This window comes from Pseudomonas sp. RIT-PI-AD (genome assembly GCF_025642785.1).
Lineage (GTDB): Bacteria > Pseudomonadota > Gammaproteobacteria > Pseudomonadales > Pseudomonadaceae > Pseudomonas_T.
In genome coordinates this window covers 1-23,798 of the sequence record NZ_JANZKU010000037.1, presented here as the reverse complement: position 1 = coordinate 23,798, position 23,798 = coordinate 1, and the positions used below count along the sequence as shown (strand labels likewise).

The 23,798-nt window shown below is 67.0% G+C and carries 19 protein-coding genes; 14 read left to right on the top strand and 5 right to left on the bottom strand.

The window, feature by feature from the left end:
* On the bottom strand, positions 1 to 368 hold a 368-nt coding region (locus OGL92_RS20905; RefSeq protein ID WP_263147519.1), incomplete at its 3' end, for an alpha/beta hydrolase family protein.
* Between the two features lie 130 nt (positions 369 to 498).
* Here OGL92_RS20905 and OGL92_RS20900 point away from each other — a divergent pair.
* The gene (locus tag OGL92_RS20900) at positions 499 to 3,012 is read left to right on the top strand and encodes a sensor histidine kinase (RefSeq protein ID WP_263147517.1); all 2,514 of its coding nucleotides are present in this window, start codon (positions 499 to 501) and stop codon (positions 3,010 to 3,012) included.
* Positions 3,009 to 3,656, top strand: coding sequence for a response regulator transcription factor (locus OGL92_RS20895; RefSeq protein ID WP_263147515.1), 648 nt, complete (start codon positions 3,009 to 3,011; stop codon positions 3,654 to 3,656). Before OGL92_RS20900 ends, OGL92_RS20895 begins: the two co-directional genes overlap by 4 nt.
* 225 nt (positions 3,657 to 3,881) lie before the next feature.
* Here OGL92_RS20895 and OGL92_RS20890 read toward each other — a convergent pair whose 3' ends face one another.
* A complete protein-coding gene (locus OGL92_RS20890) occupies positions 3,882 to 5,843 on the bottom strand; it encodes a methyl-accepting chemotaxis protein (protein ID WP_263147522.1) in 1,962 nt (653 codons plus the stop codon).
* A gap of 837 nt (positions 5,844 to 6,680) precedes the next feature.
* Here OGL92_RS20890 and OGL92_RS20885 point away from each other — a divergent pair.
* The 12 genes from OGL92_RS20885 to OGL92_RS20830 all read left to right on the top strand — a co-directional run bounded on the left by OGL92_RS20885 (position 6,681) and on the right by OGL92_RS20830 (position 20,320).
* Positions 6,681 to 7,715 (top strand): ABC transporter substrate-binding protein, encoded by a 1,035-nt coding sequence (locus OGL92_RS20885; protein WP_263147514.1) that lies wholly within the window; start codon positions 6,681 to 6,683, stop codon positions 7,713 to 7,715.
* A 251-nt stretch (positions 7,716 to 7,966) separates the two neighbouring features.
* Positions 7,967 to 9,088 (top strand): ABC transporter ATP-binding protein, encoded by a 1,122-nt coding sequence (locus tag OGL92_RS20880; protein ID WP_263147512.1) that lies wholly within the window; start codon positions 7,967 to 7,969, stop codon positions 9,086 to 9,088.
* Positions 9,089 to 9,129: 41 nt separating this feature from the next.
* Positions 9,130 to 10,179: an ABC transporter substrate-binding protein gene (locus OGL92_RS20875; protein WP_263147510.1), complete on the top strand. Its 1,050-nt coding sequence runs from the start codon at positions 9,130 to 9,132 to the stop codon at positions 10,177 to 10,179.
* 127 nt (positions 10,180 to 10,306) lie between these two features.
* Positions 10,307 to 11,551 (top strand): ABC transporter permease, encoded by a 1,245-nt coding sequence (locus OGL92_RS20870; protein ID WP_263147507.1) that lies wholly within the window; start codon positions 10,307 to 10,309, stop codon positions 11,549 to 11,551.
* A gap of 10 nt (positions 11,552 to 11,561) precedes the next feature.
* Positions 11,562 to 12,392: an ABC transporter permease gene (locus tag OGL92_RS20865; protein ID WP_263147505.1), complete on the top strand. Its 831-nt coding sequence runs from the start codon at positions 11,562 to 11,564 to the stop codon at positions 12,390 to 12,392.
* Between the two features lie 91 nt (positions 12,393 to 12,483).
* Positions 12,484 to 13,857 (top strand): sigma 54-interacting transcriptional regulator, encoded by a 1,374-nt coding sequence (locus OGL92_RS20860; RefSeq protein ID WP_263147503.1) that lies wholly within the window; start codon positions 12,484 to 12,486, stop codon positions 13,855 to 13,857.
* A 166-nt stretch (positions 13,858 to 14,023) separates the two neighbouring features.
* Positions 14,024 to 15,172, top strand: a complete 1,149-nt coding sequence (locus tag OGL92_RS20855) for an iron-containing alcohol dehydrogenase (RefSeq protein ID WP_263147501.1) — start codon at positions 14,024 to 14,026, stop codon at positions 15,170 to 15,172.
* A gap of 62 nt (positions 15,173 to 15,234) precedes the next feature.
* Positions 15,235 to 16,683: a hypothetical protein gene (locus OGL92_RS20850; RefSeq protein ID WP_263147498.1), complete on the top strand. Its 1,449-nt coding sequence runs from the start codon at positions 15,235 to 15,237 to the stop codon at positions 16,681 to 16,683.
* A gap of 270 nt (positions 16,684 to 16,953) precedes the next feature.
* Entirely contained in the window at positions 16,954 to 17,628 is a 675-nt protein-coding gene (gene rpe, locus OGL92_RS20845) for a ribulose-phosphate 3-epimerase (RefSeq protein ID WP_263147495.1), read from the top strand.
* Positions 17,625 to 18,461, top strand: a complete 837-nt coding sequence (locus OGL92_RS20840; RefSeq protein WP_263147493.1) for a phosphoglycolate phosphatase — start codon at positions 17,625 to 17,627, stop codon at positions 18,459 to 18,461. Before rpe ends, OGL92_RS20840 begins: the two co-directional genes overlap by 4 nt.
* A 70-nt stretch (positions 18,462 to 18,531) precedes the next feature.
* The gene (trpE, locus tag OGL92_RS20835) at positions 18,532 to 20,013 is read left to right on the top strand and encodes an anthranilate synthase component I (RefSeq protein ID WP_263147490.1); all 1,482 of its coding nucleotides are present in this window, start codon (positions 18,532 to 18,534) and stop codon (positions 20,011 to 20,013) included.
* 127 nt (positions 20,014 to 20,140) lie between these two features.
* Positions 20,141 to 20,320 carry a hypothetical protein gene (locus OGL92_RS20830; RefSeq protein WP_263147487.1) on the top strand — a complete coding sequence of 60 codons (180 nt, stop codon included), beginning with the start codon at positions 20,141 to 20,143 and terminating at the stop codon, positions 20,318 to 20,320.
* Positions 20,321 to 20,352: 32 nt separating this feature from the next.
* Here the strand turns inward: OGL92_RS20830 and OGL92_RS20825 are convergent, their stop codons facing one another.
* From OGL92_RS20825 to OGL92_RS20815, 3 genes are all read right to left on the bottom strand, one after another.
* On the bottom strand, positions 20,353 to 20,631 hold the full coding sequence (locus OGL92_RS20825) for a hypothetical protein (protein WP_263147484.1): 279 nt from the start codon (positions 20,629 to 20,631) through the stop codon (positions 20,353 to 20,355).
* A 230-nt stretch (positions 20,632 to 20,861) separates the two neighbouring features.
* Complete coding sequence (locus OGL92_RS20820; RefSeq protein WP_263147521.1) at positions 20,862 to 21,296, bottom strand: low affinity iron permease family protein; 435 nt, start codon at positions 21,294 to 21,296, stop codon at positions 20,862 to 20,864.
* Between the two features lie 271 nt (positions 21,297 to 21,567).
* Positions 21,568 to 23,274 carry a hypothetical protein gene (locus OGL92_RS20815; RefSeq protein ID WP_263147482.1) on the bottom strand — a complete coding sequence of 569 codons (1,707 nt, stop codon included), beginning with the start codon at positions 23,272 to 23,274 and terminating at the stop codon, positions 21,568 to 21,570.
* Positions 23,275 to 23,798 lie beyond the last annotated feature (524 nt).

Sequence of the window (23,798 nt, the reverse complement as noted above, 5' to 3'; positions counted from 1 at the left end):
CAGCCGGCGTCCGGCAGTTTGCCGCGCAGCGGGCCGACGACGCTGGGCCAGTCGGCACTCTCGCCTTCGCCGGGAACCAAGATCACCACGCCGTGGGGTTCACCGACATTGGCCGCTTTCCATAGGGCGAGGAACTCGTCCGCGCCGGCCTTCAGGGTCTGCTGCTCGGCCAGGGGCAGTTGCCGTTCCAGGCCGACCGTCTCTTCGCTGCTGCGCTCCTCCAGGGGCGCGCGCACCGCGGGCGCCGCGTCCGCTGGCGGGGTCGCGGCGTCGGCCGGGGTCTCTTCGGCATATCCGCCGCGGAGCGCGAGCAACAGCGACAGGCCCAGGGTGAAGGTCTGCAAGGTCGAGCGACGGGGGCGGGGCATCGGGGCGCTCCTGGGCGACGGCGGGATGAAGCCAGCCTAATCCCTCGCCGGGGGTTTGTCAGGCCATGCCCGGCCGCGTCGCTTGGGGTATGGTATGCCGGCCGCGCCCGCCGGCTGCCCGAGCCGTAGCATGAGTCGAAGTCCGATGAACCTGAGCCGCCTGACATTGGCACGCCTGTCGCTGCTGGTCCTGCTTCTGTGGGGGCTGACCGCCGGTGCTTCGGCGGCGACCGCGCCTTTCGACGCCGGGCAGAGTGCCTGGCTCGCGGCGCATCCCCGCCTGACCGTGGGGGTGGTCTTGCAGGCGCCCTACGCGCAGTACGACAGGCGCCTGCAGCAGTTGTCCGGGGTGAACGTCGAACTGATGACCTGGCTCGGGCGCGCCATGGGCGTCGAGCTGATCTGGCGCCACTATTCCGATCAGGCGGCGCTGGAGCGGGCCTTGCTGGCGCGGCAGATCGACCTGGCGCCGGGGCTCGGCCAGACCCCCGCGGGACTGCGCGTGTGGCTGTTTTCCGACCCCTACATGCGGGTCTCGCACCTGGTGGTGGGCGAACGGAACGGCGCCGGCGCGGTGGACCTGGAAAAGCTCGATGCGCGCGATCCGGTGGTGTTGCGCATGCCCGGCGCGGTGGCCGACTACCTGCGCTCGACCTACCCCAACCTCACCCTGCTGCCGTCGATCACCGACCGCCAGGCCCTGCAGAAACTGCTGGCCCAGCAGGCCCGCTACGCGGTGGTCGACGAGGCGCAACTCAGCCGCTTGTCCCTGGAACCGGAGTTCGCCGGCCTGGCGGTGGTCGGCGACGCCGGGCTGCCGACCCTGCTGCGGGTCGGCTCGCGACGCGACTGGCCGGAGCTCTCGGCGATCGTCGACAGCGCCTTGCGCAGCGTGCCGGCGAAGGACCTGGAGCAGTTGAACGCCCGCTGGCTGAAGCCCAAGTACCCGCGCCTGGGCGAGTCCACCGGGTTCTGGCTGAACCTCAGCCTGCTGCTCGGCGTGCTTCTCGCGGTGGCCCTGGTGCTGGTGTTTTCCCTGCGCCGGCAACGCCATGGTTTGGAGCAGCGCCTGGTGGAGGCGCGCCAGTCGCTGGCCCGCCGCGAGGCCGCCGAGGAAGCGCTGCAACTCACCCAGTTTTCCATCGACCACAGCACCGTGGGCATCCTCTGGGTCAACTGGGACAGTCACATCCGCTACGCCAACCGCGCCGCCGAGGCCATGCTCGGGCACGCCCAGGGCACCCTGGTGGACCGGCCGCTGATCGAGTTCGAGCCGAGCCTGCACATGGACCGCTGGCTGACCCTTTGGCGACGCGCGCGCAACAGCGAAGAGGGGCCACTGAGCTTCGAGACCGACTGCCGGCGCGCCGATGGCAGTTCGTTGCCGGTGGACGTGTCGCTGAGCTTCCTGCGCTTTCACAAGGCGGAGTACCTGGTGGTGTTCATCACCGACGTCACCGAGCGGCGCCGGGCCCGCGCCGCACTGGGCGAGAGCGAGGCGCGCCTGCAGGGCATCGCCGCCAACGTGCCGGGCCTGGTGTTCCGCCTGGAGCGCGCGCATCACGGGGCGCCGCTGGATTTCGCCTTCATCAGCGAGGGCAGCGAAAGCCTGGTGGGCTACCCGCCGGCCACCGTCATGGCGGCGGATTTCGGCATCCGCAGCCTGGTGCATCCCCAGGACCGCGAGGACTATCACCGCAGCCAGGATGCGGCGGTGGCCGCCGATGCCGACTGGCACTGGCAGGGCCGCATCCTCACCCGCGACGGCCAGCAGCGCTGGGCGGACATCAAGGCGGTGGCGCGGCGCCTCGACGACGGGCTGGTGGTGTGGGACGGCATCGTCTGGGACATCAGCGAGAACAAGCAGATCGAGCTGGAACTGGCCGAGTCGCGGGCGCAGCTGCGCGAGCTCTCCGCCCACCTGGAGAGCGTGCGCGAGGAAGAAAAGGCGCGCATCGCCCGCGAGGTCCATGACGAGCTGGGCCAGGTGCTGACGGTGCTCAAGCTGGAAACCTCGATGTGCGAACTGGCCTTCGCCGACCTCGACCCCGCCCTGCGCGAACGCCTGGACAGCATGAAGCGGCTGATCGCCCAGCTGTTCCAGTTGGTGCGCGACGTGGCCACCGCCCTGCGCCCGCCGATCCTCGACGCCGGCATCGCCTCGGCCATCGAATGGCAGGCGCGGCGCTTCGAGGCGCGCACGCGGATCCCCTGCCTGGTGGAAGTGCCCGAGCAACTCCCGGTACTCTCCGATGCCAAGGCCACCGGCCTGTTCCGGCTATTGCAGGAAGCCCTGACCAACGTGATGCGCCATGCGGATGCGCACACCGTGCAGATCAGGCTGAGCCTGGAGAACGGGACGCTGTGCCTGTCGATCGGCGACGACGGCCGCGGCTTCGACGAACAGGCGCGCCGCCAGGGCCATTCCTTCGGCCTGGTGGGCATGCGCGAGCGGGTGCTGATGCTCGGCGGCAGCCTGAGCATCGACAGCCAGCCGGGCGAAGGTACGCTACTGAGCGTCCGGGTGCCGCTCGCCGGTACCCGGCCGGACACGGGTGCGGCCGCCTCTTCGGCGCGCACCCTGGATTTCCACGGCGGGGCCGCCTCGGCGGACTCCGCGCAGACAGGGGAGGGCCGGCGATGATCCGGGTCCTGGTGGCGGAAGACCACACCATCGTGCGCGAGGGCATCAAGCAGTTGATCGGGCTGGCCCGCGACCTTCAGGTGGTGGGCGAGGCGAGCAACGGCGAAAGCCTGCTCGACACCCTGCGGCAGACGCCCTGCGAGGTGGTGCTGCTGGACATCTCCATGCCCGGGATGAACGGCCTGGAGGCGATTCCGCGGATTCGCGCGTTGAACGACCCGCCGGCGATCCTGGTGCTGTCGATGCACGACGAGGCCCAGATGGCCGCCCGCGCGTTGAAGATCGGCGCCGCCGGCTACGCCACCAAGGACAGCGATCCGGCGCTGCTGCTGACGGCGATCCGCAAGGTCGCCGGGGGCGGTCGCTACATCGACCCGGACCTCGCCGACCGCATGGTCTTCGAGGTCGGCCTCACCGATTCGCGGCCGCTTCACGCGTTGTTGTCCGAGCGGGAATTCTCGGTGTTCGAGCGGCTGGTGCAGGGCGAGGGGGTCAACGAGATCGCCCAGCACCTGGCGGTCAGCGGCAAGACCATCAGCACCCACAAGGCGCGCCTGATGCAGAAACTCGGCGCCAACTCGGTGGCCGATCTGGTGCGCTACGCCATGGAGCATCGTCTGGTGCCGTCCCCTCGGAATAGTTAGAGGGAGGGGTGGCTCGCGCATGCAGGGTGCATGCACCCATGCCATGGAGGCGTTGAGGCCACTGCGAGGCAGCGAGCGAGTGAGGTTGCCCATTGCTGCCATGTGCTTGGAGCAGCTACCTGAGCGGGTCCACCCATCACCCGAAGGACAGGGGGCGACAGCGGGCGCTTACGGCGAACGGTCAGTTCGCGTGTCCAAGCGTCGCGACCGGGGGTGCCGCGCCTCTCAGCTGATCTTGAAGCCGTTCACCAGTTGCTGCTGATGTTCGGCCAGACGCGACAGCTTCTGGCTGGTATTCGCCGCCTGTTCCGCGCCAGCGCTGACCTGGATGACCAGCTCGTTGATATCGTTCACGTTACGATTTATCTCTTCTGCGACCAGGCTCTGTTCCTCTGCCGCAGAGGCGACTTGGATGTTGCGATCGCTGATATTGGTGACCCCTTCCGCGATCTCGATCAGATGTTGTCCCGTGCGCACCACGCTGTCCGCGCTGGCTTGAACCTTGCCCAAGGTTTCCTGCATGGCATCGGTGGCGCGGTCGGAGCCGAGTTGCAAGTTAGCGATCATTTGCTGAATGTTGCCCGTGGACTCCTGGGTTCTTTGCGCCAGGGTCCGCACTTCGGTGGCCACCACGGCGAAGCCGCGACCGTGATCCCCCGCTCTTGCCGCCTCAATGGCTGCGTTCAACGCCAACAGGTTGGTTTGATCGGCGATGCTACGGATGACGTCGAGGACGGAGGAAATCGAATCGCTCTCCTGCTTCAGCTCGGCGATGATTTGCGCCGTACGCGCGGCTTGAGCGGACAGCCCTTCCGCCAGGCTTATCGCGGTTTCGATCTCCGCTTTACCCTGGTTGGTACTGCTGCTTACCCGCTGCGACATCTCGGCCACTTCGGTGGTGCTGCGGGCCACATCCCTCACCGTTGCGCTCATCTCGTTGATTGCCGTCGCCACCTGGTCGGTGCCTTGTTGCTGCTGCGCCAGGTTTCGGCTGGTCTGAAGCGCCACGAGGGACGACTCTTCGGCTGCCGTGGCCACCTGGGCCGTGGCGCTGCCGATTTCCTGGATGACGTGCCTGATCCCCTGCGCCATGTTATTCAGGTTGCGCGAGATTTCACCGAACTCATCCTTGCCCTGGTAATCGGCCCTCGCCGTCAGATCCCGGGTGGAAAGCTCGACCAAGGTCCGGTTCACGTCCTTGACGGCCAGTTTGATGCTGCGGATGACGACATACGCCAGCACCAGCACGACTGACAAGGCCACCGATATCCCGCCCAGGGCTACCCATAGCCCCCTGCTCGCCCGATCGCGCTCCTGGGCAGCCAGGCTGGTTATCCGTTGCCCGATCGCCGTCTCCACGTCGCCGATGAGGTCGATGCGCGCAGTCGAGACGCCGAACCAAGTCGCCGGCTGAATGCCAAGCGGGGTCGCGAGCGGGGTTTCCAGCGCCACGCGTTGCAACCGGGCGACTTCGAGCGCGCTGGGCTGCTGCATCACCTCTTCGAGTTTTCGCTTGAAATCCTCGGGCGCTACGCGCTTGAAGGCATCGGAGTACGCGGAAAACTCGCCGAGGTTACGGCTGAGGCGCGTGAATAGCGTCGCATCGAGGCTGTTCTGGGTGAAAGCCAGCCCCAGCATGAAGCGCTCCCTGCCCGCGCGCTCCTTCATTTCGACGAACAGATTGAGCGCTTCCAATACGCGCAGGATGGCGGGGTCGCTGACGCTGTCCGCCAGGGTGTAGGTATAGCCCACCAGCGTATTGATGATTTCGGTGTAGCGCGCACCGGATTCGGAACCGTTTATGGCCAGGGCATCCACTTTCTCCCTGAGCGCCGGTACGTCGGCCAGGGCTTTGAGAGCGGTGCCCAGCCCCGAGTCGTCACCCCCGGAGAGCGCGCCGACTTCCTCCATCGCCTGGTTGGCGTCCTGGCGGAAGGTCGCCAGGTTTTGCTGCATGGACTTCCCGCCACTCCCCAGGAACACCCCGCTGGCCCCGCGTTCGCGCTGGAGCGTGGTGACCAGTTGACTCAATTTCTGCGCGGCGGCGCTGGCCGCCATCGTGTGCTGCATGGAGCGCAGCGTCTGGACTTTTTCGACTACATAGAAGCTCGAAAATATTAGGAATCCCAAGAGAGGAAACAAGAGGATAAGCAGCAGCTTTATGCTCAGCGGTGCATTTTTCAGCATTTCAAACACCTCATTTCGTCTTGTTCCGATGTTCATAACGAAGATCAGGCCAGGCCAATGCCCTGGCATCGAAACGCTGTTAGGAAATAAAGCTGCTTTTCGTCGGTTTGGCGCAAGGGTAGCGAGCGCTTCGGCCAGCGGACGAGCGCCTCCGACAGGGGACGACGGTTATTCCTGCTCCCTTTTTCATGTGCCGGCAACTCCGAAGCCTTTGGTACGGAAGCCAAGCGCTCACGCTGGCGAGATGCCCGCTCGCTATTCATGAACCGACCCTGGGCCCGGCGGCCGCCCCCGCAGCAGGGACCGTCAGCAGGGCGGCATGGGATGGGCGGGTCCGTTCGATCATAGCAGCCCAGGTCTATTTCGCTTGATCCGGGTTGGATGCCCCGGCGCGAGGGCCCACTCGCGTTTCTAGCATAGTGAGTGCTGAGTCCGCGGTTTTTCTGTGGCGCGCCGCGACCAGGCGCTCAGTCAGATCGGTCTCGCGCAGGCGCACGAGGCATCCCGTCGCAGCCGGCTCCTTGCTGGGACGGTTCGGTGCCTGGCGAGCGCTTGGCAAGAGGTGCCCGCGAGTCAGCGGACCCTGAGTGTCGCCCATCGGACGTGGCCCATGCCGCCGCCAATCGCCCTCACGCGGGTGCTCGGCCCTGGCGATGGGCCAGGCGTCGGTTGGCCAGCGTCATTTTTTTTGCCATTTGCTGGCGACGGACTTGTGGCGCACAGAAGAACGTCCGAGTATGTCGAGCCCGCGCCAAGGCGGGGGCCTTCGGAGGTCTGGGGCGCCTGTTCCAGGCCGATCAGCGGGGGCGACGATGCCCAAGGGAGGGGATAACAAGAATGCGCAAAGCGATTAAGTGTGGGGTGGTGGCGGCGTTGGTGGGCGGCTCGTTGCCGGCCTGGGCGGATTACGTCACGGTGGTTTCCTTCGGGGGGGCGAACAAGGACGCGCAGATAGGCGCGTTCTACAAGCCGTTCAAGGCCGCCAGCGGGACCGCGGTGGTGCGCAGCTCGTACAACGGCGACCTGGCCAAGCTGAAGCAGATGATGGAAATGAGCCACGTCTCCTGGGACGTGGTGGAAGTGGAATCGCCGGAACTGGCCCGCGGATGCGCCGAGGGCATGTTCGAAAAACTCGACCCCGCCATCCTCGGCGATCCGGCGGACTACGTTCCCGGCGCGGTACAGCCCTGCGGCGTGGGGATTTTCGTCTGGTCGACGGTACTCGCCTATAACGCCGACAAGCTCAAGTCGGCGCCCATTTCCTGGGCGGACTTCTGGGACCTGCGAAAATACCCCGGTAAGCGCGGCCTGCGCCGCGGTGCCAAGTACACCCTGGAATTCGCCCTGATGGCCGACGGCGTGGCGCCCAAGGACGTCTACGAGGTGTTGGGCAGCGCCGCCGGTGTAGACCGCGCGTTCCGCAAGCTGGACGAGATCAAGCCCAACCTGGTCTGGTGGAAGGCCGGCGCCGAGCCGGTGCGCGCATTGCTCGACGGCAGCCTGACCATGAGCTCGGCCTACAACGGCCGGATCGCCGCCGCCCAGGCCGAGCAGCCCGGGTTGAAGCTCAGCTGGCAGGGCAGCATCTACGATTTCGATTTCTGGGCCATGCCCAAGGGCGCCTGGAAGGGCCAGTTGTCCCGCGATTTCATCGCCTTCTCGGTGCAGCCGCAGCAGCAGAAGGCCTTCTCCGAGACCATCGCCTACGGGCCGGTGAACACCAAGGCCGTCGCCTTGCTCGATCCGAAGGTGGCCGCCGGCCTTCCCACCTCGCCGCAGAACATGACCCATGCGGTGGGCATGGACGTGTCGTTCTGGGCGACCCACGGGCCGGAGCTGGAAAAACGTTTCGAGAGCTGGGCCGGCAACTAAGCTGGAGGCTGACGGCGCGCACGGGCGTATGCCGGTGCGCGCCCGGAGGCGCCGTTCTCCGGCGCCTCCGGCGTCCGCTACGGCGGCGGGGACCGGCTGCGACAGCCTGGCCAGGCGCGCAGCCTTGTAGGGCAATGCCTACAGCGGCGCTTCGGCCAGGCTGATAGCAAAGTCTCCCGACGCCCGATTTCCGTACCCCGGCGGCTTCTCTAGTCTTGAGGCAACGGCATGGACAACAACAAGGTGTGGTGATGGCCGAGCTGAATACGACAACCGCGGCGAACGATGTGCTGGTCAGCTTTCGCGGCGTGCAGAAGAGCTACGACGGCGAATCGCTGATCGTCAAAGACCTCAACCTGGATATCCGCAAGGGCGAGTTCCTCACCCTGCTGGGGCCTTCCGGCTCGGGCAAGACCACCAGCCTGATGATGCTGGCGGGCTTCGAGACCCCGACCAACGGCGAAATCCTCCTCGCCGGACGCTCGATCAACAACGTGCCGCCGCACAAGCGCGACATCGGCATGGTGTTCCAGAACTACGCCTTGTTCCCCCACATGACGGTGGCCGAGAACCTGGCCTTCCCCCTGACGGTGCGCGGTCTGAGCAAGACCGACATCACCGAGCGGGTCAAGCGCTCGCTGTCGATGGTGCAGCTGGACGCTTTCGCCGGACGCTACCCCGCACAGCTCTCCGGCGGCCAGCAGCAGCGCGTGGCCCTGGCCCGGGCGCTGGTGTTCGAGCCGCAGCTGGTGCTGATGGACGAGCCGCTCGGCGCCCTCGACAAGCAATTGCGCGAACACATGCAGATGGAGATCAAGCACATCCACGAGCGCCTCGGCGTCACCGTGGTGTACGTCACCCACGACCAGGGCGAAGCCCTGACCATGTCCGACCGGGTGGCGGTGTTCCATCAGGGCGAGATCCAGCAGATCGCGCCGCCGCGCGAGCTGTACGAGTCGCCGAAGAACACCTTCGTGGCCAACTTCATCGGCGAGAACAACCGCCTCGGCGGACACCTGCTCAGCCGCGACGGCGACCGCTGTCTGGTGGCCCTGGCGCGCGGCGAGCGGGTCGATGCGCTGGCGGTCAACGTCGGCCAGCCCGGCGAGGCGGTGACCCTGTCGATCCGTCCCGAGCGGGTCCGCCTCAACGCCGCCAGCGAGACCTGCGCCAACCGCTTCTCCGGGCGCGTCGCCGAATTCATCTACCTCGGCGATCACGTGCGGATCCGCCTGGAGGTTTGCGGGCAGACCGATTTCTTCGTCAAACAGCCGATCGCCGAATTGGACGCCGCCCTGAGGGTGGGGGATGTTGTGCCGCTCGGCTGGCACGTGGAACATGTACGCGCGCTCGATCCGCTCAGCGTGGATTGATGCGCCTTACACCAACCAGCACAGTCGTGGAGATAACAACAATGTCCCAGTTCTTCAAACGCGGTGCCCGCCAACTCGGCGCCCTCGGTCTCGGCCTGGCTTGCGCCGCCCCGGCGCTGGCCGCCGACCTGACCGTGGTGTCCTTCGGCGGCGCCAACAAGATCGCCCAGACCAAGGCCTTCTACGAGCCCTGGCAGGCGGCCGGTAACGGCAAGGTCATCGGCGGCGAGTACAACGGCGAGATGGCCAAGGTGAAGGCCATGGTCGACACCAACAGCGTGTCCTGGAACCTGGTGGAGGTCGAGTCCCCGGAGTTGTCCCGCGGCTGCGACGAGGACATGTTCGAGGAACTGGACTACAGCGTGATCGGCGACAAGGGCGACTTCGTGCCGGGCGCGGCGAGCACCTGCGGTGTCGGCTTCTTCGTCTGGTCCACGGTGCTGGCCTACAACGCCGACAAGTTGAAGAGCGCGCCGACCGGTTGGGCGGATTTCTGGGACGTGAAGACATTCCCGGGCAAGCGCGGCCTGCGCAAAGGCGCCAAGTACACCCTGGAATTCGCCCTGATGGCCGACGGCGTGGCGCCCAAGGACGTCTACAAGGTGCTCGCCAGCAAGGATGGCCAGGACCGCGCGTTCAAGAAGCTCGATGAGCTCAAGCCGAGCATCCAGTGGTGGGAAGCCGGCGCGCAGCCGCCGCAGTACCTCGCCTCCGGCGACGTGGTGATGAGCTCGGCCTATAACGGCCGGATCGCCGCGACCCAGAAGGAGGGTAGCAGCCTGAAGGTGGTGTGGAACGGCGGTATCTACGACTTCGATGCCTGGGCGATCCCGAAGGGCGCGAAGAACAAGGACGAGGCCATGAAGTTCATCGCCTTCACCCTCAAGCCGCAGCAGCAGAAGGTCTATTCCGAGAACATCGCCTACGGCCCGGCCAACAAGAGCGCGGTGTCGCTGCTCGACGCTAAGGTCGCCGCCGACCTGCCCACCGCGCCGGAGAACATCGCCAACCAGGTGGCCATGGACGTGGGCTTCTGGGCCGACTTCGGCGAAGTGCTGGAGCAGCGCTTCAACGCCTGGGCGGCGAAGTGACCGCACGCTGAGCGATAAACCCCTCGCCCTGACGGGAGAGGGTGTGGGAGGGGGCGCAGGCCGCCCTCTCTCCTGGCCCTCTCGCGTCGCGGGTAGGGGTTGATATTCCCGTTTTCCGGAGTTCGCTATGGCCGCAGTGCCCCTGACCGAGGTCGCCGGTACCACCCTGAAGCAGCGCCTCGCGCGCGCCGAACGGTTGAACCGCCTGAAGTCCCAGGCGTTGATCCTGCCGCTACTGATCTTCCTCTTGCTGACCTTCCTGGTGCCGATCGGCGCGCTGCTCTACAGGAGCGTGAACAACCCCGAGGTGGTCGGCGTGCTGCCACGTACCGTCGAGCGTATCGCCGACTGGGACGGCAAGGCGCTGCCCGGCGAGCCGGTGTACCGCGCGCTGAGCCAGGACCTGGCCGAGGCCCGGCGCAATCAGAGCGTCGGCGACCTGTCCAAGCGCCTGAACATGGAGTTGGCCGGTTACCGCAGCCTGCTGACCAAGACCGCCCGCGCGCTGCCCTTCGCCAGCGAGCCGGCCTCCTACAAGGACGCCCTGGAAAACCTCGACGAGCGCTGGGGCGACCCGGCCTACTGGCAGGCGATCCGGCGCAACGATGGCCGTTTCACCAGCTACTACCTGCTGGCCGCCCTGGATCATCGCATCGACGACCTCGGCGAGCTGGCGGTGGCCACCCCCGACCAGGCGATCTACCTGGACATCTTCGCCCGTACCTTCTGGATGGGGCTGGTGATCACCGCGCTGTGCCTGGTGCTGGCCTATCCCCTGGCGTACCTGCTGGCGACCCTGCCGACGCGCAAGAGCAACCTGCTGATGATCCTGGTGCTGCTGCCGTTCTGGACGTCGATCCTGGTGCGCGTCGCGGCCTGGATCGTGCTGCTGCAGTCGAGTGGCTTGATCAACGGCGCGCTGCTCAAGCTGGGGATCATCGATACTCCGCTGGAACTGGTGTTCAACCGCACCGGCGTATACATCTCGATGGTCCACATCATGCTGCCGTTCATGATCCTGCCGATCTACAGCGTGATGAAGGGTATCTCGCCCAGCTACATGCGCGCGGCGATCTCACTGGGCTGCCATCCGTTCGCCAGTTTCTGGCGGGTGTATTTCCCGCAGACCGTGGCCGGGGTCGGCGCCGGCTGCCTGCTGGTGTTCATCCTGTCGATCGGCTACTACATCACCCCGGCGCTGCTGGGCAGCCCGAACGACCAGATGGTCAGCTACTTCGTCGCCTTCTACACCAACACCACCATCAACTGGGGCATGGCCACGGCCCTGGGCGGCCTGCTGCTGTTCGCCACCCTGGCGTTGTACATCGTCTACAGCTGGCTGGTCGGCGCCAGCCGCCTGCGCCTGAGCTGAGGAGAACGAGATGCTGAGTCCCTACCTGTCCCCCGTCGAGCGCGTCTGGTTCTACACCCTGCGCATTCTCTGCGCCCTGGTGCTGCTGTTCCTGATCCTGCCGGTGCTGGTGATCGTGCCGCTGTCGTTCAACTCCGGGACCTTCCTGGTCTACCCGTTGCAGGGGTTCTCCATGCGCTGGTACCAGGACTTCTTCTCCTCCGCGGAGTGGATGCGCGCGCTGACCAACAGCCTGATCGTCGCGCCGGCGGCGACCATCCTGGCCATGGGCTTCGGCACCCTGGCGGCGATCGGCCTGGTGCGCGGCGAGTTCCGCGGCAAGGCGCTGGTGATGAGCCTGCTGATTTCGCCGATGGTGGTGCCGGTGGTGATCGTCGGGGTCGCCAGCTACCTGTTCTTCGCCCCGCTGGGGCTGGGCAACAGCTACCTGTCGCTGATCCTGGTGCACGCGGTGCTCGGCGTGCCCTTCGTCATCATCACCGTGTCGGCGACCCTGCAAGGTTTCAACTACAACCTGGTGCGCGCGGCCGCCAGCCTCGGCGCGCCGCCGCTGACCGCGTTCTTCCGGGTGACCCTGCCGCTGATCGCGCCGGGGGTGATCTCCGGCGCGCTGTTCGCCTTCGCCACCTCCTTCGACGAAGTGGTGGTGACCCTGTTCCTCGCCGGCCCCGAGCAGGCGACTCTGCCACGGCAGATGTTCAGCGGCATCCGCGAGAACCTCAGCCCGACCATCGCCGCCGCGGCGACCCTGCTGATCGGCTTCTCGGTGGTCCTGCTGCTGGTGCTGGAGTGGTTGCGCGGGCGCAGCGAGAAACTGCGTACCGCGTCTTCCGCCGAGTGAGCCGCCGGCCGCCGGGAAGCGCGATGCGCACCCGCCGGCCGCGAAGGCTTACACTGCACGGCTTTTCCGCCCGCCTGGCAGGGGAGGCTGCATGGACCTCAAGGATCCCAGTTTCGGAGAGTTGCTCGACGCCCTGCACGACGGCGTCTACATCACCGACGGCGACGGCCGCACGCTGAAGGTCAACCGCGCCTACGAGCGCCTCACCGGCCTGCGCAGCGAAGACTTGGTGGGCCGCGCCATGCAGGACTTGGTACGCGAAGGGGTGATCTCGCAATCGGCCTCGCTGCGGGTGCTCAAGGAGGGCAAAGCCTTCTCGGTGATGCAGGGCCTGGGCAACGGCAAGCAACTGCTGGTCAGTGCCTCGCCGATCTTCACCGACGACCGGCGCATCCGCTACGTGATCAGCGCGGTCCGCGACATGACCGAACTGCTGCGGATGAAACACGAGCGCGACGAGCTGCAACAGCTCAAGCAACTGCGCACCAGCACCGCCCGCCTGCACGCCGGCCCGCGCGACGACCTGCTGCACTCGCCGCTGGTGGCCAGCCAGGCTCTGTCCGGGGCGGTCTTCGCCCTGGCCCGGCAGGTGGCCGCCAGCGACGTCAAGGTGCTGCTGCAAGGCGAGACCGGCGTCGGCAAGACCCTGGTCGCGCAGTTCATCCACAATGCCAGCGGCCGCGCCCCGGAACCCTTCCTCTCGCTGAACTGCGGCGCGCTGCCCGAACACCTGGTGGAAGCCGAGCTGTTCGGCTACGCGCCCGGTGCCTTCACCGGCGCGGCGGCCAAGGGCAAGCGCGGCCTGCTGGAGCTGGCCCACGGCGGCACGCTGTTCCTCGACGAAGTCGGCGACCTGCCCCTGGCGCTGCAGGTCAAGCTGCTCAAGGTGCTGGAGGAGAACCGCTTCATCCCGGTCGGCGGCCTGGAGCTCAAGGAAGTCGACGTGCGGGTGATCACCGCCACCCATCGCGACCTGCGCCGCATGGTGGCCGAGGGCAGCTTCCGCGCCGACCTGTTCTACCGGCTCAACGTGGTGCCCATCGCCATCCCGCCGCTGCGCGAGCGGCGCGAGGAAATCCGCCCCCTGCTGGACCACTACCTGAACCATTTCAACCGCCGCCACCGGCGCGCGCTGGACTGGAGCCTGGAGGCCCTCGACCTGCTGCTGGGCTATGCCTGGCCGGGCAACATCCGCGAGCTGATCAACGTGGTCGAGCGCCTGGTGGTGACCTGTCGCGGCGAACGCATCGAAAGCCTCGACCTGCCGGAAGAGTGCCGCGCCCACCTGGAGTCGCCGGCCGACGGCGCCGACCTCGACCTGCGGCGGATCGTCGAACGCGCCGAGCGCGCGGCGATCCGCCAGGCCCTGCAACGCCACCGGACCACCCGGCTGGCGGCCAAGGCGCTGGGCGTCAGCCAGGCGACGGTGGTGCAGAAAATGAAGCGCTGGGAGCGCAGCGATTAGATTCCTGATCGATCAGCCTCCAGGCGAACGAAAATCCAATCGCATTCCCTCCTCCTGATTCCCCTGCAGGCCCCCGCGAGCCCCGTGGCATACGGCTCTGCGACAATCTGGCACAGCTTTGGCAACGACCGGCGCCCACCTCCATAAAACCTACAAGGTGAGCCCGATGAGCATTGCCGCTTTCAAGATCGCCAACACGCTGATCACCGGCCGTTCGGCGATCGACCAATTGCCTGCCGAACTGACCCGCCTGAACATCCGCCATCCCCTGATCGTCACCGACGCCGTGCTGGTCCGCTCGGGCACCGTGGCCCATGTCCTGGAACGCCTGGACGGGCGCAGCCACGGGCTCTTCGACCAGGTCGAGCCGGAACCCGAGATCGCCATCGTCGAGGCCTGCGCCCGGGCCTATCGCCAGGGCGGCCACGACGGCCTGATCGGCGTGGGCGGCGGCAGCGCCATCGACATCGCCAAGAGCGTCGCCGCCTATGCCGGCCACGAAGGCGCGCTGGAAACGCTGTTCGGCGTGGACCAGGTGACGCGCAAGGGCCCGCCGCTGATCGCCATCCCGACCACCGCCGGCACCGGTTCGGAGGTCACCAACGTGGCGATCCTCTCCGACAAGCAGGCGCAGTTGAAGAAGGGCATCGTTTCCGACTTCCTGCTGCCCGACGTGGCCCTGGTCAGCCCGCTGATGACCCTGACCTGCCCGCGCGGGGTCACCGCCGCCAGCGGCGTCGACGCCCTGGTGCATGCCATCGAGTCCTACCTGTCGCTGCACGCCACGCCGATCACCGACGCGCTGGCGATCGGCGCCATCAAGCTGATCGCCAAGGCGTTGCCCAAGGCCTATGCCAACCCCGCGGATCTCCAGGCCCGCGAAGACATGGCCACCGCCAGCCTGATGGCCGGCATGGCCTTCGGCAACGCCGGGGTGGGCGCGGTGCATGCCCTGGCCTACCCCCTCGGCGGGCGCTTCAACATCGCCCACGGGGTGAGCAACGCGTTGCTGCTGCCCCACGTGATGGCCTGGAACAAGCTGGCCTGCGTCGAGCGGTTTCGCGACATCGCCGCGGCCATGGGCGAGCCGGTCGCCGCGCTCTCCGACCTGGACGCCGCCGAGCGCGCGGTGCACGCGATGGCCCGGCTCTGCGCCAGTGTGGACATCCCCAAGGGCCTGCGCGCCTTCGACGTGCCCGAGGACGCCATCCCGCGGATGGCCGAAGAGGCCAGCAAGATCGAGCGGCTGATGCGCAACAACCCGCGCGTCCTCAGTGCCCGCGACATCGAGCAGATCTACCGCGCCGCCTACTGAGCCCAAGGCCGCGCCCGGCGGCCCGCCCCGAACACGCCAATAACGAACAATAAGGTGTCCCCATGGCTTCCCCGACCTCCCTGACCGAGTCGCCGTACATTCCGCTCGGCCCGTTCAAGCTGCGCCTGCCCTTCATCCACTACCGGTTCGAGTTGCCGGACTACCTGCAAGGCTTGCTGATGTGCGCGGTGGACCTGGCGGCGATTCCGCTGATGACCGAACTGCTCGGCATGCCCTTCGAGGCGGCCCTGGCGGTGGTGATGCTCAACGGCCTGCTGTACCTGCTGCACCACCTGCTCGGCGACCCGGTGGTGCCGGGCTGGATCACGCCGGCGGTGCCGCTGCTGATCGCCTTCTGTTCGCAATACCCGATGGGCCCGGAGCGGGTGCACGCGCTGATCGCCTTCCAGATGATGCTCGGCCTGCTGTCGATCTCGCTCGGCGCGACCGGGCTGGCGAGCAAGGTGATCGGCTTCATCCCGGCGGCGATCAAGTCGGGGATCATCATCGGCGCCGGGCTCTCGGCGGTGACCTCGGTGTTCGCCGTCGGCGGCAAATTCGACGCCTTTCCCTGGACCATCTCGATCGCCATCGGCATCGCCTTCTACCTGATCTTTTCCCAGCACTTCCAGAGGCTGAAGGTCGGCAACGTCTTCTGGTGGAACTTCGCCAAGCTCGGCATCCTGCCGATCGTCATCCTCGCCGTGGTGGTCGCGCCGCTGTTCGGCGAAGCGCCCTGGCCGCAGATCCAGTGGGGCCTGAGCAAACCCGATTTCGTCACCCTGTGGCGGGACTACAGCGTATTCGGCCTCGGCCTGCCCTCGCCGGGCATGTTCCTCACCACCCTTCCCACGGTGCTCGCGGTGTACATCATCGTCTTCGGGGACGTGCTCTCGGCCAAGGCGTTGCTGGACGACGCCGAGCGCAGCCGGGGCGACGAGAAGGTCGACTTCGACGCCAACCGCTCGCACCTGATCTTCGGCGCGCGCAATGCGCTGATGAGCGTGATCGGCCCGGACGTGGCCATGTGCGGGCCGAAATGGGCGGCCATGCTGGTGGTGGTCACCGAGCGCTTCAAGGGCGGCCCCAAGGCGATGAAGTCGATCCACGGCGGCGTCGGCTCGTTCCGCTGGGGCACCAATACCGGCTTGCTGCTGTTGCCGGTGGTGACCTTCGTCCAGCCGATCCTCGGCGTGGCGCTGGCCCTGACCCTGCTGATCCAGGGGTACGTCAGCGTGCGCCTGGGGGTGATGGAGGCGCGCAGCCAGCGCGACCTGGGCATCGCCGGAGTGATCGCCGCGGTGCTGGCGATCAAGGGCGCCAGCTGGGCCTTCGCCATCGGCATCGTGCTGTGCCTGCTGATCTACGGGCGCCATTTCTTCCGCGGCGAGAACGACGGCACCTTCGCCAAGGACCTCGTGGCCGGGGACCTGAACCCGGCGCCGCTGCCGGATGCCGACACCGCCGAGCCCGAGCGCCGTCCGGCGGCACTGGGGCAGGCTTCCCTCTGAGTCAGGGCGAGGCGCGCACCTCGCCGGGCGCCTGCGACAGGTTGTCGCGCGTCTCCCGCCCCGGGCCGCGGCCAGGCTCGCCCGGGCGAGCCCCGTGGGCGGGCCGGCGCGGCCCTGGCGCCTTCCCAGGCTTCGTGTCGCTCGCCCGCCGCAAAGGCGGCTAGGCTCGGCACGGAAGGGGCAGGATGCCGACCGGCTCGCATCTGCGCCTGCCAGCATTCGCCGAGGCGCGTACAATGCGCGCCATTCTCGAATGCAGAAAGGTGCGCCATGCAACCCTACGCCATCGCTCCGTCGATCCTCTCCGCCGATTTCGCCCGCCTGGGCGAGCAAGTGGACCAGGTGCTCGCCGCCGGTGCCGACATCGTCCACTTCGACGTCATGGACAATCACTACGTGCCCAACCTGACCATCGGTCCGATGGTCTGCGCGGCCTTGCGTAAGTACGGCATCGCCGCGCCGATCGACGTGCATCTGATGGTCAAGCCGGTGGACCGGATCATCGGCGACTTCATCGAAGCCGGCGCCAGCTACATCACCTTCCACCCGGAAGCCTCCGAGCACATCGATCGTTCCCTGCAACTGATCCGTGCCGGCGGCGCCAAGGCCGGCCTGGTGTTCAACCCGGCGACGCCGCTGGATGCGCTGAAGTACGTGATGGACAAGGTCGACATGATCCTGTTGATGAGCGTCAACCCCGGCTTCGGCGGCCAGGCGTTCATCCCCGGCACCCTGGACAAGCTGCGCGAGGCGCGCGCGCTGATCGACGCCAGCGGCCGCGAGATCCGCCTGGAGATCGACGGCGGGGTCAACCTGAAGAACATCCGCGAGATCGCCGCGGCCGGTGCCGACACCTTCGTCGCCGGCTCGGCGATCTTCAACGCGCCGGACTACCGTGGCGTGATCGACGCGATGCGCCAAGAACTGGCGCTCGCCCGTCCATGAGCGGCCTCGAGCGGCTGTTTCCGCGCGGTGCGCCGAGCCTGGTGATGTTCGACCTGGACGGCACGCTGGTGGATTCGGTGCCCGATCTGGCCGCCGCCATCGACCATATGCTGACCCATCTCGGCCGCCCGCCGGCGGGCGTCGAACGGGTGCGCGACTGGGTCGGCAACGGCGTGCCGACCCTGGTGCGCCGGGCCCTGGCCAACGGTTTCGACATCGCCGCCGTCGACGAGGCCGAGGCGGAAACCGCCGAGGCGCTGTTCTCCGAGGCCTACGCCGACCACCACGGGCTGACCGCGGTGTATCCCGGCGTGCGCGCCACCCTGCGCTGGCTGAAACGGCAGAAGGTGGAGATGGCGCTGATCACCAACAAGCCGGAGCGGTTCGTCGCACCCTTGCTGGACGAAATGAAACTGGGGCGCTACTTCCGCTGGATCATCGGCGGCGACACCCTTCCGCAGAAGAAGCCCGACCCGGCGGCGCTGCTGTTCGTCATGCAGATGGCCGGAGTACGCGCCGAGGAGGCCCTGTTCGTCGGCGACTCGCGCAACGACGTGCTGGCGGCGAACGCCGCCGGGGTGCTTTGCGTGGGCCTGAACTACGGCTACAACCATGGCCGGCCGATCACCGAGGAAAATCCCGCGCTGGTGCTCGACGACCTGCGCGAACTGCTGCCCGGTTGCACCCGGGAGAACGCTGCGCTAACGTGGCCCGACCCTCCTGACGACACCCCGCAAAGAGATCGCATCGTGGTGGTTAACTGCAAACGCTGGTTCACCGCAGCCGGAACCAAGGTCATCAAGGCCATGGCGCGTTGGCGCTGGCGCGCCTGACTCTTCCGGCCGCCTCGCGGCCCCGTTTCGCAACCCGACCGTTTCACCTCCTCATGCCACGAGGCTGATCATGACCCGCGAAGAATTCCTGCGCCTGGCCGCTGAAGGCTACAACCGCATCCCGCTCGCCCGCGAAACCCTGGCCGACTTCGACACCCCGTTGTCGATCTACCTGAAGCTGGCCGACCAGCCCAATTCCTACTTGCTGGAGTCGGTGCAGGGCGGCGAGAAATGGGGGCGTTACTCGATCATCGGCCTGCCGTGCAGCACCGTGCTGCGGGTGCACGACCACCGGGTCCGGGTGACCCGTGACGGGGTCGAGATCGAAAGCCTGGAGGCCGAGGACCCGCTGGCCTTCGTCGAGGCGTTCAAGGCCCGTTACGAAGTGCCGAGCATCGCCGGCTTGCCGCGCTTCAACGGCGGGCTGGTGGGTTACTTCGGCTACGACTGCGTGCGCTACGTGGAGAAGCGCCTGGGCGCATGCCCGAACCCGGACCCCTTGGGCGTGCCGGACATCCTGCTGATGGTCTCCGACGCGGTGGTGGTGTTCGACAACCTCGCCGGCAAGATGCACGTCATCGTGCTGGCCGACCCGGCCGAGGACGACGCCTACGAACAGGGCGAGGCGCGCCTGCATGCGCTGCTGGAAAAACTCCGCCAGCCGATCGCCCCGCGCCGCGGCTTGGACCTCGACCGCCCGGCGGCTGCCGACCCGCTGTTTCGCTCCAGTTTCACCCAGGGCGACTACGAGCGGGCGGTGGACACTATCAAGGAATACATCCTCGCCGGCGACTGCATGCAGGTGGTGCCGTCGCAGCGCATGTCCATCGACTTCAAGGCGGCGCCCATCGACCTGTACCGGGCGCTGCGCTGCTTCAACCCGACGCCCTACATGTACTTCTTCAATTTCGGCGACTTCCACGTGGTCGGCAGCTCGCCGGAGGTGCTGGTGCGGGTCGAGGACCGCATGATCACCGTGCGCCCGATCGCCGGCACGCGTCCGCGCGGGGCGACCGAGGCGGCGGACCTGGCGCTGGAGCAGGACCTGCTCTCGGACGCCAAGGAAATCGCCGAACACCTGATGCTGATCGACCTGGGCCGCAACGACACCGGGCGGGTCTCGGAAACCGGCTCGGTGAGGCTCACCGAGAAGATGGTCATCGAGCGCTATTCCAACGTGATGCACATCGTCTCCAACGTCACCGGGCAACTGAAGGGCGGCCTGACGGCGATGGATGCGCTGCGGGCGATCCTGCCCGCCGGCACCCTGTCCGGCGCGCCGAAGATTCGCGCCATGGAAATCATCGACGAGCTGGAGCCGGTCAAGCGCGGCGTCTATGGCGGGGCGGTGGGTTACTTCGCCTGGAACGGCAACATGGACACGGCGATCGCCATCCGCACCGCGGTGATCAAGGATGGGGAACTGCACGTGCAGGCCGGCGGCGGCATCGTCGCCGACTCGGTGCCGGCCCTCGAATGGGAGGAAACCCTGAACAAGCGCCGCGCCATGTTCCGCGCGGTCGCCCTGGCCGAACAAGCACCGCGCGACTGACTCGGTATCGAGGGGCGGGGTGGATGCGCGATACGGGCCCGCGTGTCAGCCCGGGTGGACGGGTTCGGCACCTCTTGGCGCCCTGGGGCTCCAATAGGGTTCAGCCCACAGGTTCAGGAGCCTAGCCATGTCCAACGACCCCTCGCTTCCCCTGCCCGGTTCGCCCGCGCCCGATTGGCCGGTACCGCCGCTGCCCCAGCGCGATCCCGACCAGCCCGAGCCGCGGCCGGGCCCGAACCCCGGTCCGGATGTGCCGGATTCCGATCTGCCGGACGACCTGCAGCCCAATCCACCGCGGGTGGTCTAGCCCCGGTCCGCGGCGCGAAGGTCAGCGGCGGGCTATTTGCAGGTGATCACCATGCTGCGTGCGGCGAACTCGCCGGGCTCGATGCCCAGCGGGGCGTCCGAAGGGGCGGCGTCCGGGTCGCCCTTCTTGCCCAGCACATGGTAGCCCCGCGTCGGGCAGACCTCCGCCGCCTTGGCGTAGCAGGCCTCCCATTTCAGGGCCTGGCCGGAGCAGTCGACGTCGATGGCGGCGCGACCGTTGGGAAGCGTGGTGTCGGAAACCGAAGCGCAACCCGTCATCAGTAGAGCGATGCAAACCCAGGCAAAGCGCATGGAATAACCCCGTGAAAATAAATGTGGATCGGATGGCCGTTTCGCCATCGTCGGTGTCGCGGGAGGGCGGCGAAGGCGGGTCTGGTTGGACGTCGCGTCGGCTCCCTCGAGCACACCCGATTCAGACAGGGCGAGCGGGGACTTCGATCCCTTGAAATTCCCGGCGATCCTTCTTTCGGGCGATCCCAACCGCGACGCTTCCCGATCGGTGCCGCCCGTTCGCGCTGCGATCAGGAAGGTTTCTGCTCGGAGCGCTCGGGCTGCTGGTAGTCGTTGAAGGGTGTGGAGACGCGCTCCTCGCCCTCGCATTCCATGCGGGCGATCTCGCCGAGCTTGGCGTATTGCTTGCGCAGTTCCTTCAATTGGTGGCCGTCCAGGTCTTCCAGGTTGAGCAGTTGATCCTGCGCGCCCTTGGTGACGCGCAGCAGCTCGTCCAGCTTGATGTGCAGCGCGTCGTTGTCGCGGTTCTGGGTGTTCTGGATGAGGAACACCATGAGAAAGGTGATGATCGTGGTGCTGGTGTTGATGATCAGCTGCCAGGTGTCGTTGAAGTGGAAGTAAGGTCCGGTGACCGCCCAGATCAGGATGGCCATGATCGCCAGTTGGAAGGTCCGCGCCCGGCCGCACCAGTCGGACAGGTTTTTCGCGAATTGATTGAAGGTCAGGCGCGGTTTTTCCGGCTCGTGCTCCTCTCTTTTCGCATCGCCCGCCGAGGTCGGCTGGGCCGGTCGAGAGTCTGGAGCGAGGGACGTCGGCGAGTCCGGTAAGGCAGGTTTTTCGCTGAGCATGACTATCTCCTGGATTCTTGTAAAAGATAGAAACATTTGCCCCCTGTAAGTTCAGGGCATGCGCCGGAGGGCTTGGGCGCGCTTCCGGCGACTCGACGCGAGCCGTCGGCGGGCGGCTCGGGCGGGCGCGGGTGCCGGGAGAAAAGCCTCAGGGGAGAGGTGCGGGAATATCCAGGAACAGGTGACAGGCGGGCGCCTGCCCGAGGAGGACGAGGTTGCCCGGGGTGGGCCGGTCGATGCGCAGATAGCCGAGGAAGCCGCTGTTTCCGGCTTCCGCGCCGATCGCCGCGGCGACGTCCAGGCGCCGCACGCCGGTCAGTGCGGAACCGACCACGCGTCCCGAGGCGTCGGCGATCAACAGGAAGTCCGGCACCTTCCGGCTGGCCTGATCGAGCAACCACCCGTTGACCCTGTAGGCGCCCGCTTGCCCGGGAATCGGCTGGATCCCATCCAGATAGCCCTGGCAGGTCGGCGGCGGGAACGCGATCGGTTTGCCCAGTTGCTCCGCGGTCATCCGGAACGCCGGCTGGTGGAAGATGGACAGGTGTTCGCGTTTTGCCTGTTCCGCCATGGCGAAGATCTTCCGGTTGTCGAAGTACACCCGGTCGATGTAGTCGGTGTCCTGGACGTCCATCTGCACGGCGAGGGCGGCCACCCGGTGGTCGAACAGGCCCTCGGGCCGCTCCAGCGCGAGCAGTTGCCAGCGGAATAGCGCCAGCGGGATCAGCAGTGCCGGCAGCAGGTGCCAGGCCGCGAAGCGGCGGCGCCGGAAACGGCTGGCATAGAGCAGGATCAGGGCGCTCCAGGCCATGAGCTGGGGCGTCAGGTAGCGGCTGGTGAGGGCTTGCTCGACGCCGATGGCCAGCCGCCCGCCCGCAGTGCCCAGGGCGGTGCCGCCGAAGAACAGCAGGAAGGCCAGCAAGGCGAGTTCCAGGGGTTCGACCCGCCTGGCGCGGATGAATCCGAGGCAGAGGTAGGCCAGGCTGGCCAGCAACGCCAGGCCGCCGAGAAGGGGGAACAGATGCCTGCCGCCCGGGAAGACGAAGAACCAGGGACCGCCCAGGTACATGAGCAGGTAGTGCAGCAGGTCCAGGGGTTGGTTTTGCAACGCCTGGGTGAGGGTGGTGTGCCCGAGGGGCACCTTGTAGTCCTGGGCATAACCCTGGAAGTAGCCGAACAGCTCGAGCGACGCGGCGATCCCCAGGGCCGCGATGCGCTTCCAGCTCAAGCGCAGGAAGAGGCCGAGGACCACCAGGACCGGCGAAGCCAGTACGCCGTTGGCCATGGTCGCGGCGCTGAGCATACCCACCAGCAACGCCAGTACGAACAGCGGTCGAGAGGCTTTCTCGGCGGACAAGGCCAGCAGGCAGAAGGCGACCAGGGGGAACAGGTAGGCGGAAAAGAACTGGCTCTGGAAGGCCCAGGTGAAATTCGCCGATTGGACCCAGGAAAAGCTCAGGACCCCGATCAGGCCCAGGGCCGCCTGTGCCATGCCGTTGCGCCGCCAGTCCGGCAGCAAGCGAGTGGCCACGCCGAAGAAACAGAGGAAGATCGACAGGGCGAAGAGCAGGTTCAGGGCGAACAGGAACACCATCGACCCATGGAAGACACGCAGGTCGAGCCAGAAGAGCGCGCGCGAGAACAGGATGCGGTGTTCGTTGTGCAGGCTCCACCAGGGCGCCCAGCCTTCGGAAGCCTGGGCGTAGAACCCGAGGTAGCCGTTCCACATGTCCCAGAAGGGGACGGGCGAATAGTTGTTACGGGTCCCGATCAGGGCCAGGCCCACGTACAGCAGCACCACCGCTGCGAATGGAGCGCCGACCCACAGCCCCGGTAAGTGCTTTTTCCCCGACATGATCGCCTCAAGGTTGTCCCCGGACGTCTTTGCGTCCGTGGGCTGAAACTGCCGTGTTCCGGGACGACATCGCTCGTCGCCCGTCCATGATGGTCGCGCGAACCAGGTCGCGCAAAGCGCGGCAGCATACAGCAAGCGCCCGGGGTTCGGGCAGTCGGCCGGCGGCGTGCGAATGTCGCGGGGGACGCCCCGGATGCTGCTTCCCGCCTCAGGCGAATGTCGCCGGCGGGGCAGGCGTCCGCCGTCGCGACGACCGGCAACTGTTGCGCCGCCGGCCCCGCCTGGGCTACTGTTCGGCCAGTAGTCAAGCGAGATGCCTTGTCGTGACATCCAGCACCCTTCTGATGCGCCAAATCAAAGCCCACGCTCGTTGGCGCTGGCGCGCCTGATCCGTTTTCCCGGCTCGACGCCGGTCCGTTCCCTGCCCCGATCCGCCTCCGCCCAGCGCGCCCATCCGCGAGGCCCTCGTGCCGCGATCGCGGAGCCCGATCGATAAAACGACTAGAAATAAGGGTTGAGCCATC

Coding starts and splice junctions, on each gene's coding strand:
- OGL92_RS20895 (WP_263147515.1), top strand. CDS start 3,009: ATGATCCGGGTCCTGGTGGCGGAAGACCACACCATCGTGCGCGAGGGC.
- OGL92_RS20855 (WP_263147501.1), top strand. CDS start 14,024: ATGAGCATTGCCGCTTTCAAGATCGCCAACACGCTGATCACCGGCCGT.
- OGL92_RS20850 (WP_263147498.1), top strand. CDS start 15,235: ATGGCTTCCCCGACCTCCCTGACCGAGTCGCCGTACATTCCGCTCGGC.
- OGL92_RS20880 (WP_263147512.1), top strand. CDS start 7,967: ATGGCCGAGCTGAATACGACAACCGCGGCGAACGATGTGCTGGTCAGC.
- OGL92_RS20870 (WP_263147507.1), top strand. CDS start 10,307: ATGGCCGCAGTGCCCCTGACCGAGGTCGCCGGTACCACCCTGAAGCAG.
- OGL92_RS20840 (WP_263147493.1), top strand. CDS start 17,625: ATGAGCGGCCTCGAGCGGCTGTTTCCGCGCGGTGCGCCGAGCCTGGTG.
- OGL92_RS20860 (WP_263147503.1), top strand. CDS start 12,484: ATGGACCTCAAGGATCCCAGTTTCGGAGAGTTGCTCGACGCCCTGCAC.
- OGL92_RS20865 (WP_263147505.1), top strand. CDS start 11,562: ATGCTGAGTCCCTACCTGTCCCCCGTCGAGCGCGTCTGGTTCTACACC.
- OGL92_RS20890 (WP_263147522.1), bottom strand. CDS start 5,843: ATGCTGAAAAATGCACCGCTGAGCATAAAGCTGCTGCTTATCCTCTTG.
- OGL92_RS20830 (WP_263147487.1), top strand. CDS start 20,141: ATGTCCAACGACCCCTCGCTTCCCCTGCCCGGTTCGCCCGCGCCCGAT.
- OGL92_RS20825 (WP_263147484.1), bottom strand. CDS start 20,631: ATGCGCTTTGCCTGGGTTTGCATCGCTCTACTGATGACGGGTTGCGCT.
- OGL92_RS20885 (WP_263147514.1), top strand. CDS start 6,681: ATGCGCAAAGCGATTAAGTGTGGGGTGGTGGCGGCGTTGGTGGGCGGC.
- rpe (WP_263147495.1), top strand. CDS start 16,954: ATGCAACCCTACGCCATCGCTCCGTCGATCCTCTCCGCCGATTTCGCC.
- OGL92_RS20815 (WP_263147482.1), bottom strand. CDS start 23,274: ATGTCGGGGAAAAAGCACTTACCGGGGCTGTGGGTCGGCGCTCCATTC.
- trpE (WP_263147490.1), top strand. CDS start 18,532: ATGACCCGCGAAGAATTCCTGCGCCTGGCCGCTGAAGGCTACAACCGC.
- OGL92_RS20875 (WP_263147510.1), top strand. CDS start 9,130: ATGTCCCAGTTCTTCAAACGCGGTGCCCGCCAACTCGGCGCCCTCGGT.
- OGL92_RS20900 (WP_263147517.1), top strand. CDS start 499: ATGAGTCGAAGTCCGATGAACCTGAGCCGCCTGACATTGGCACGCCTG.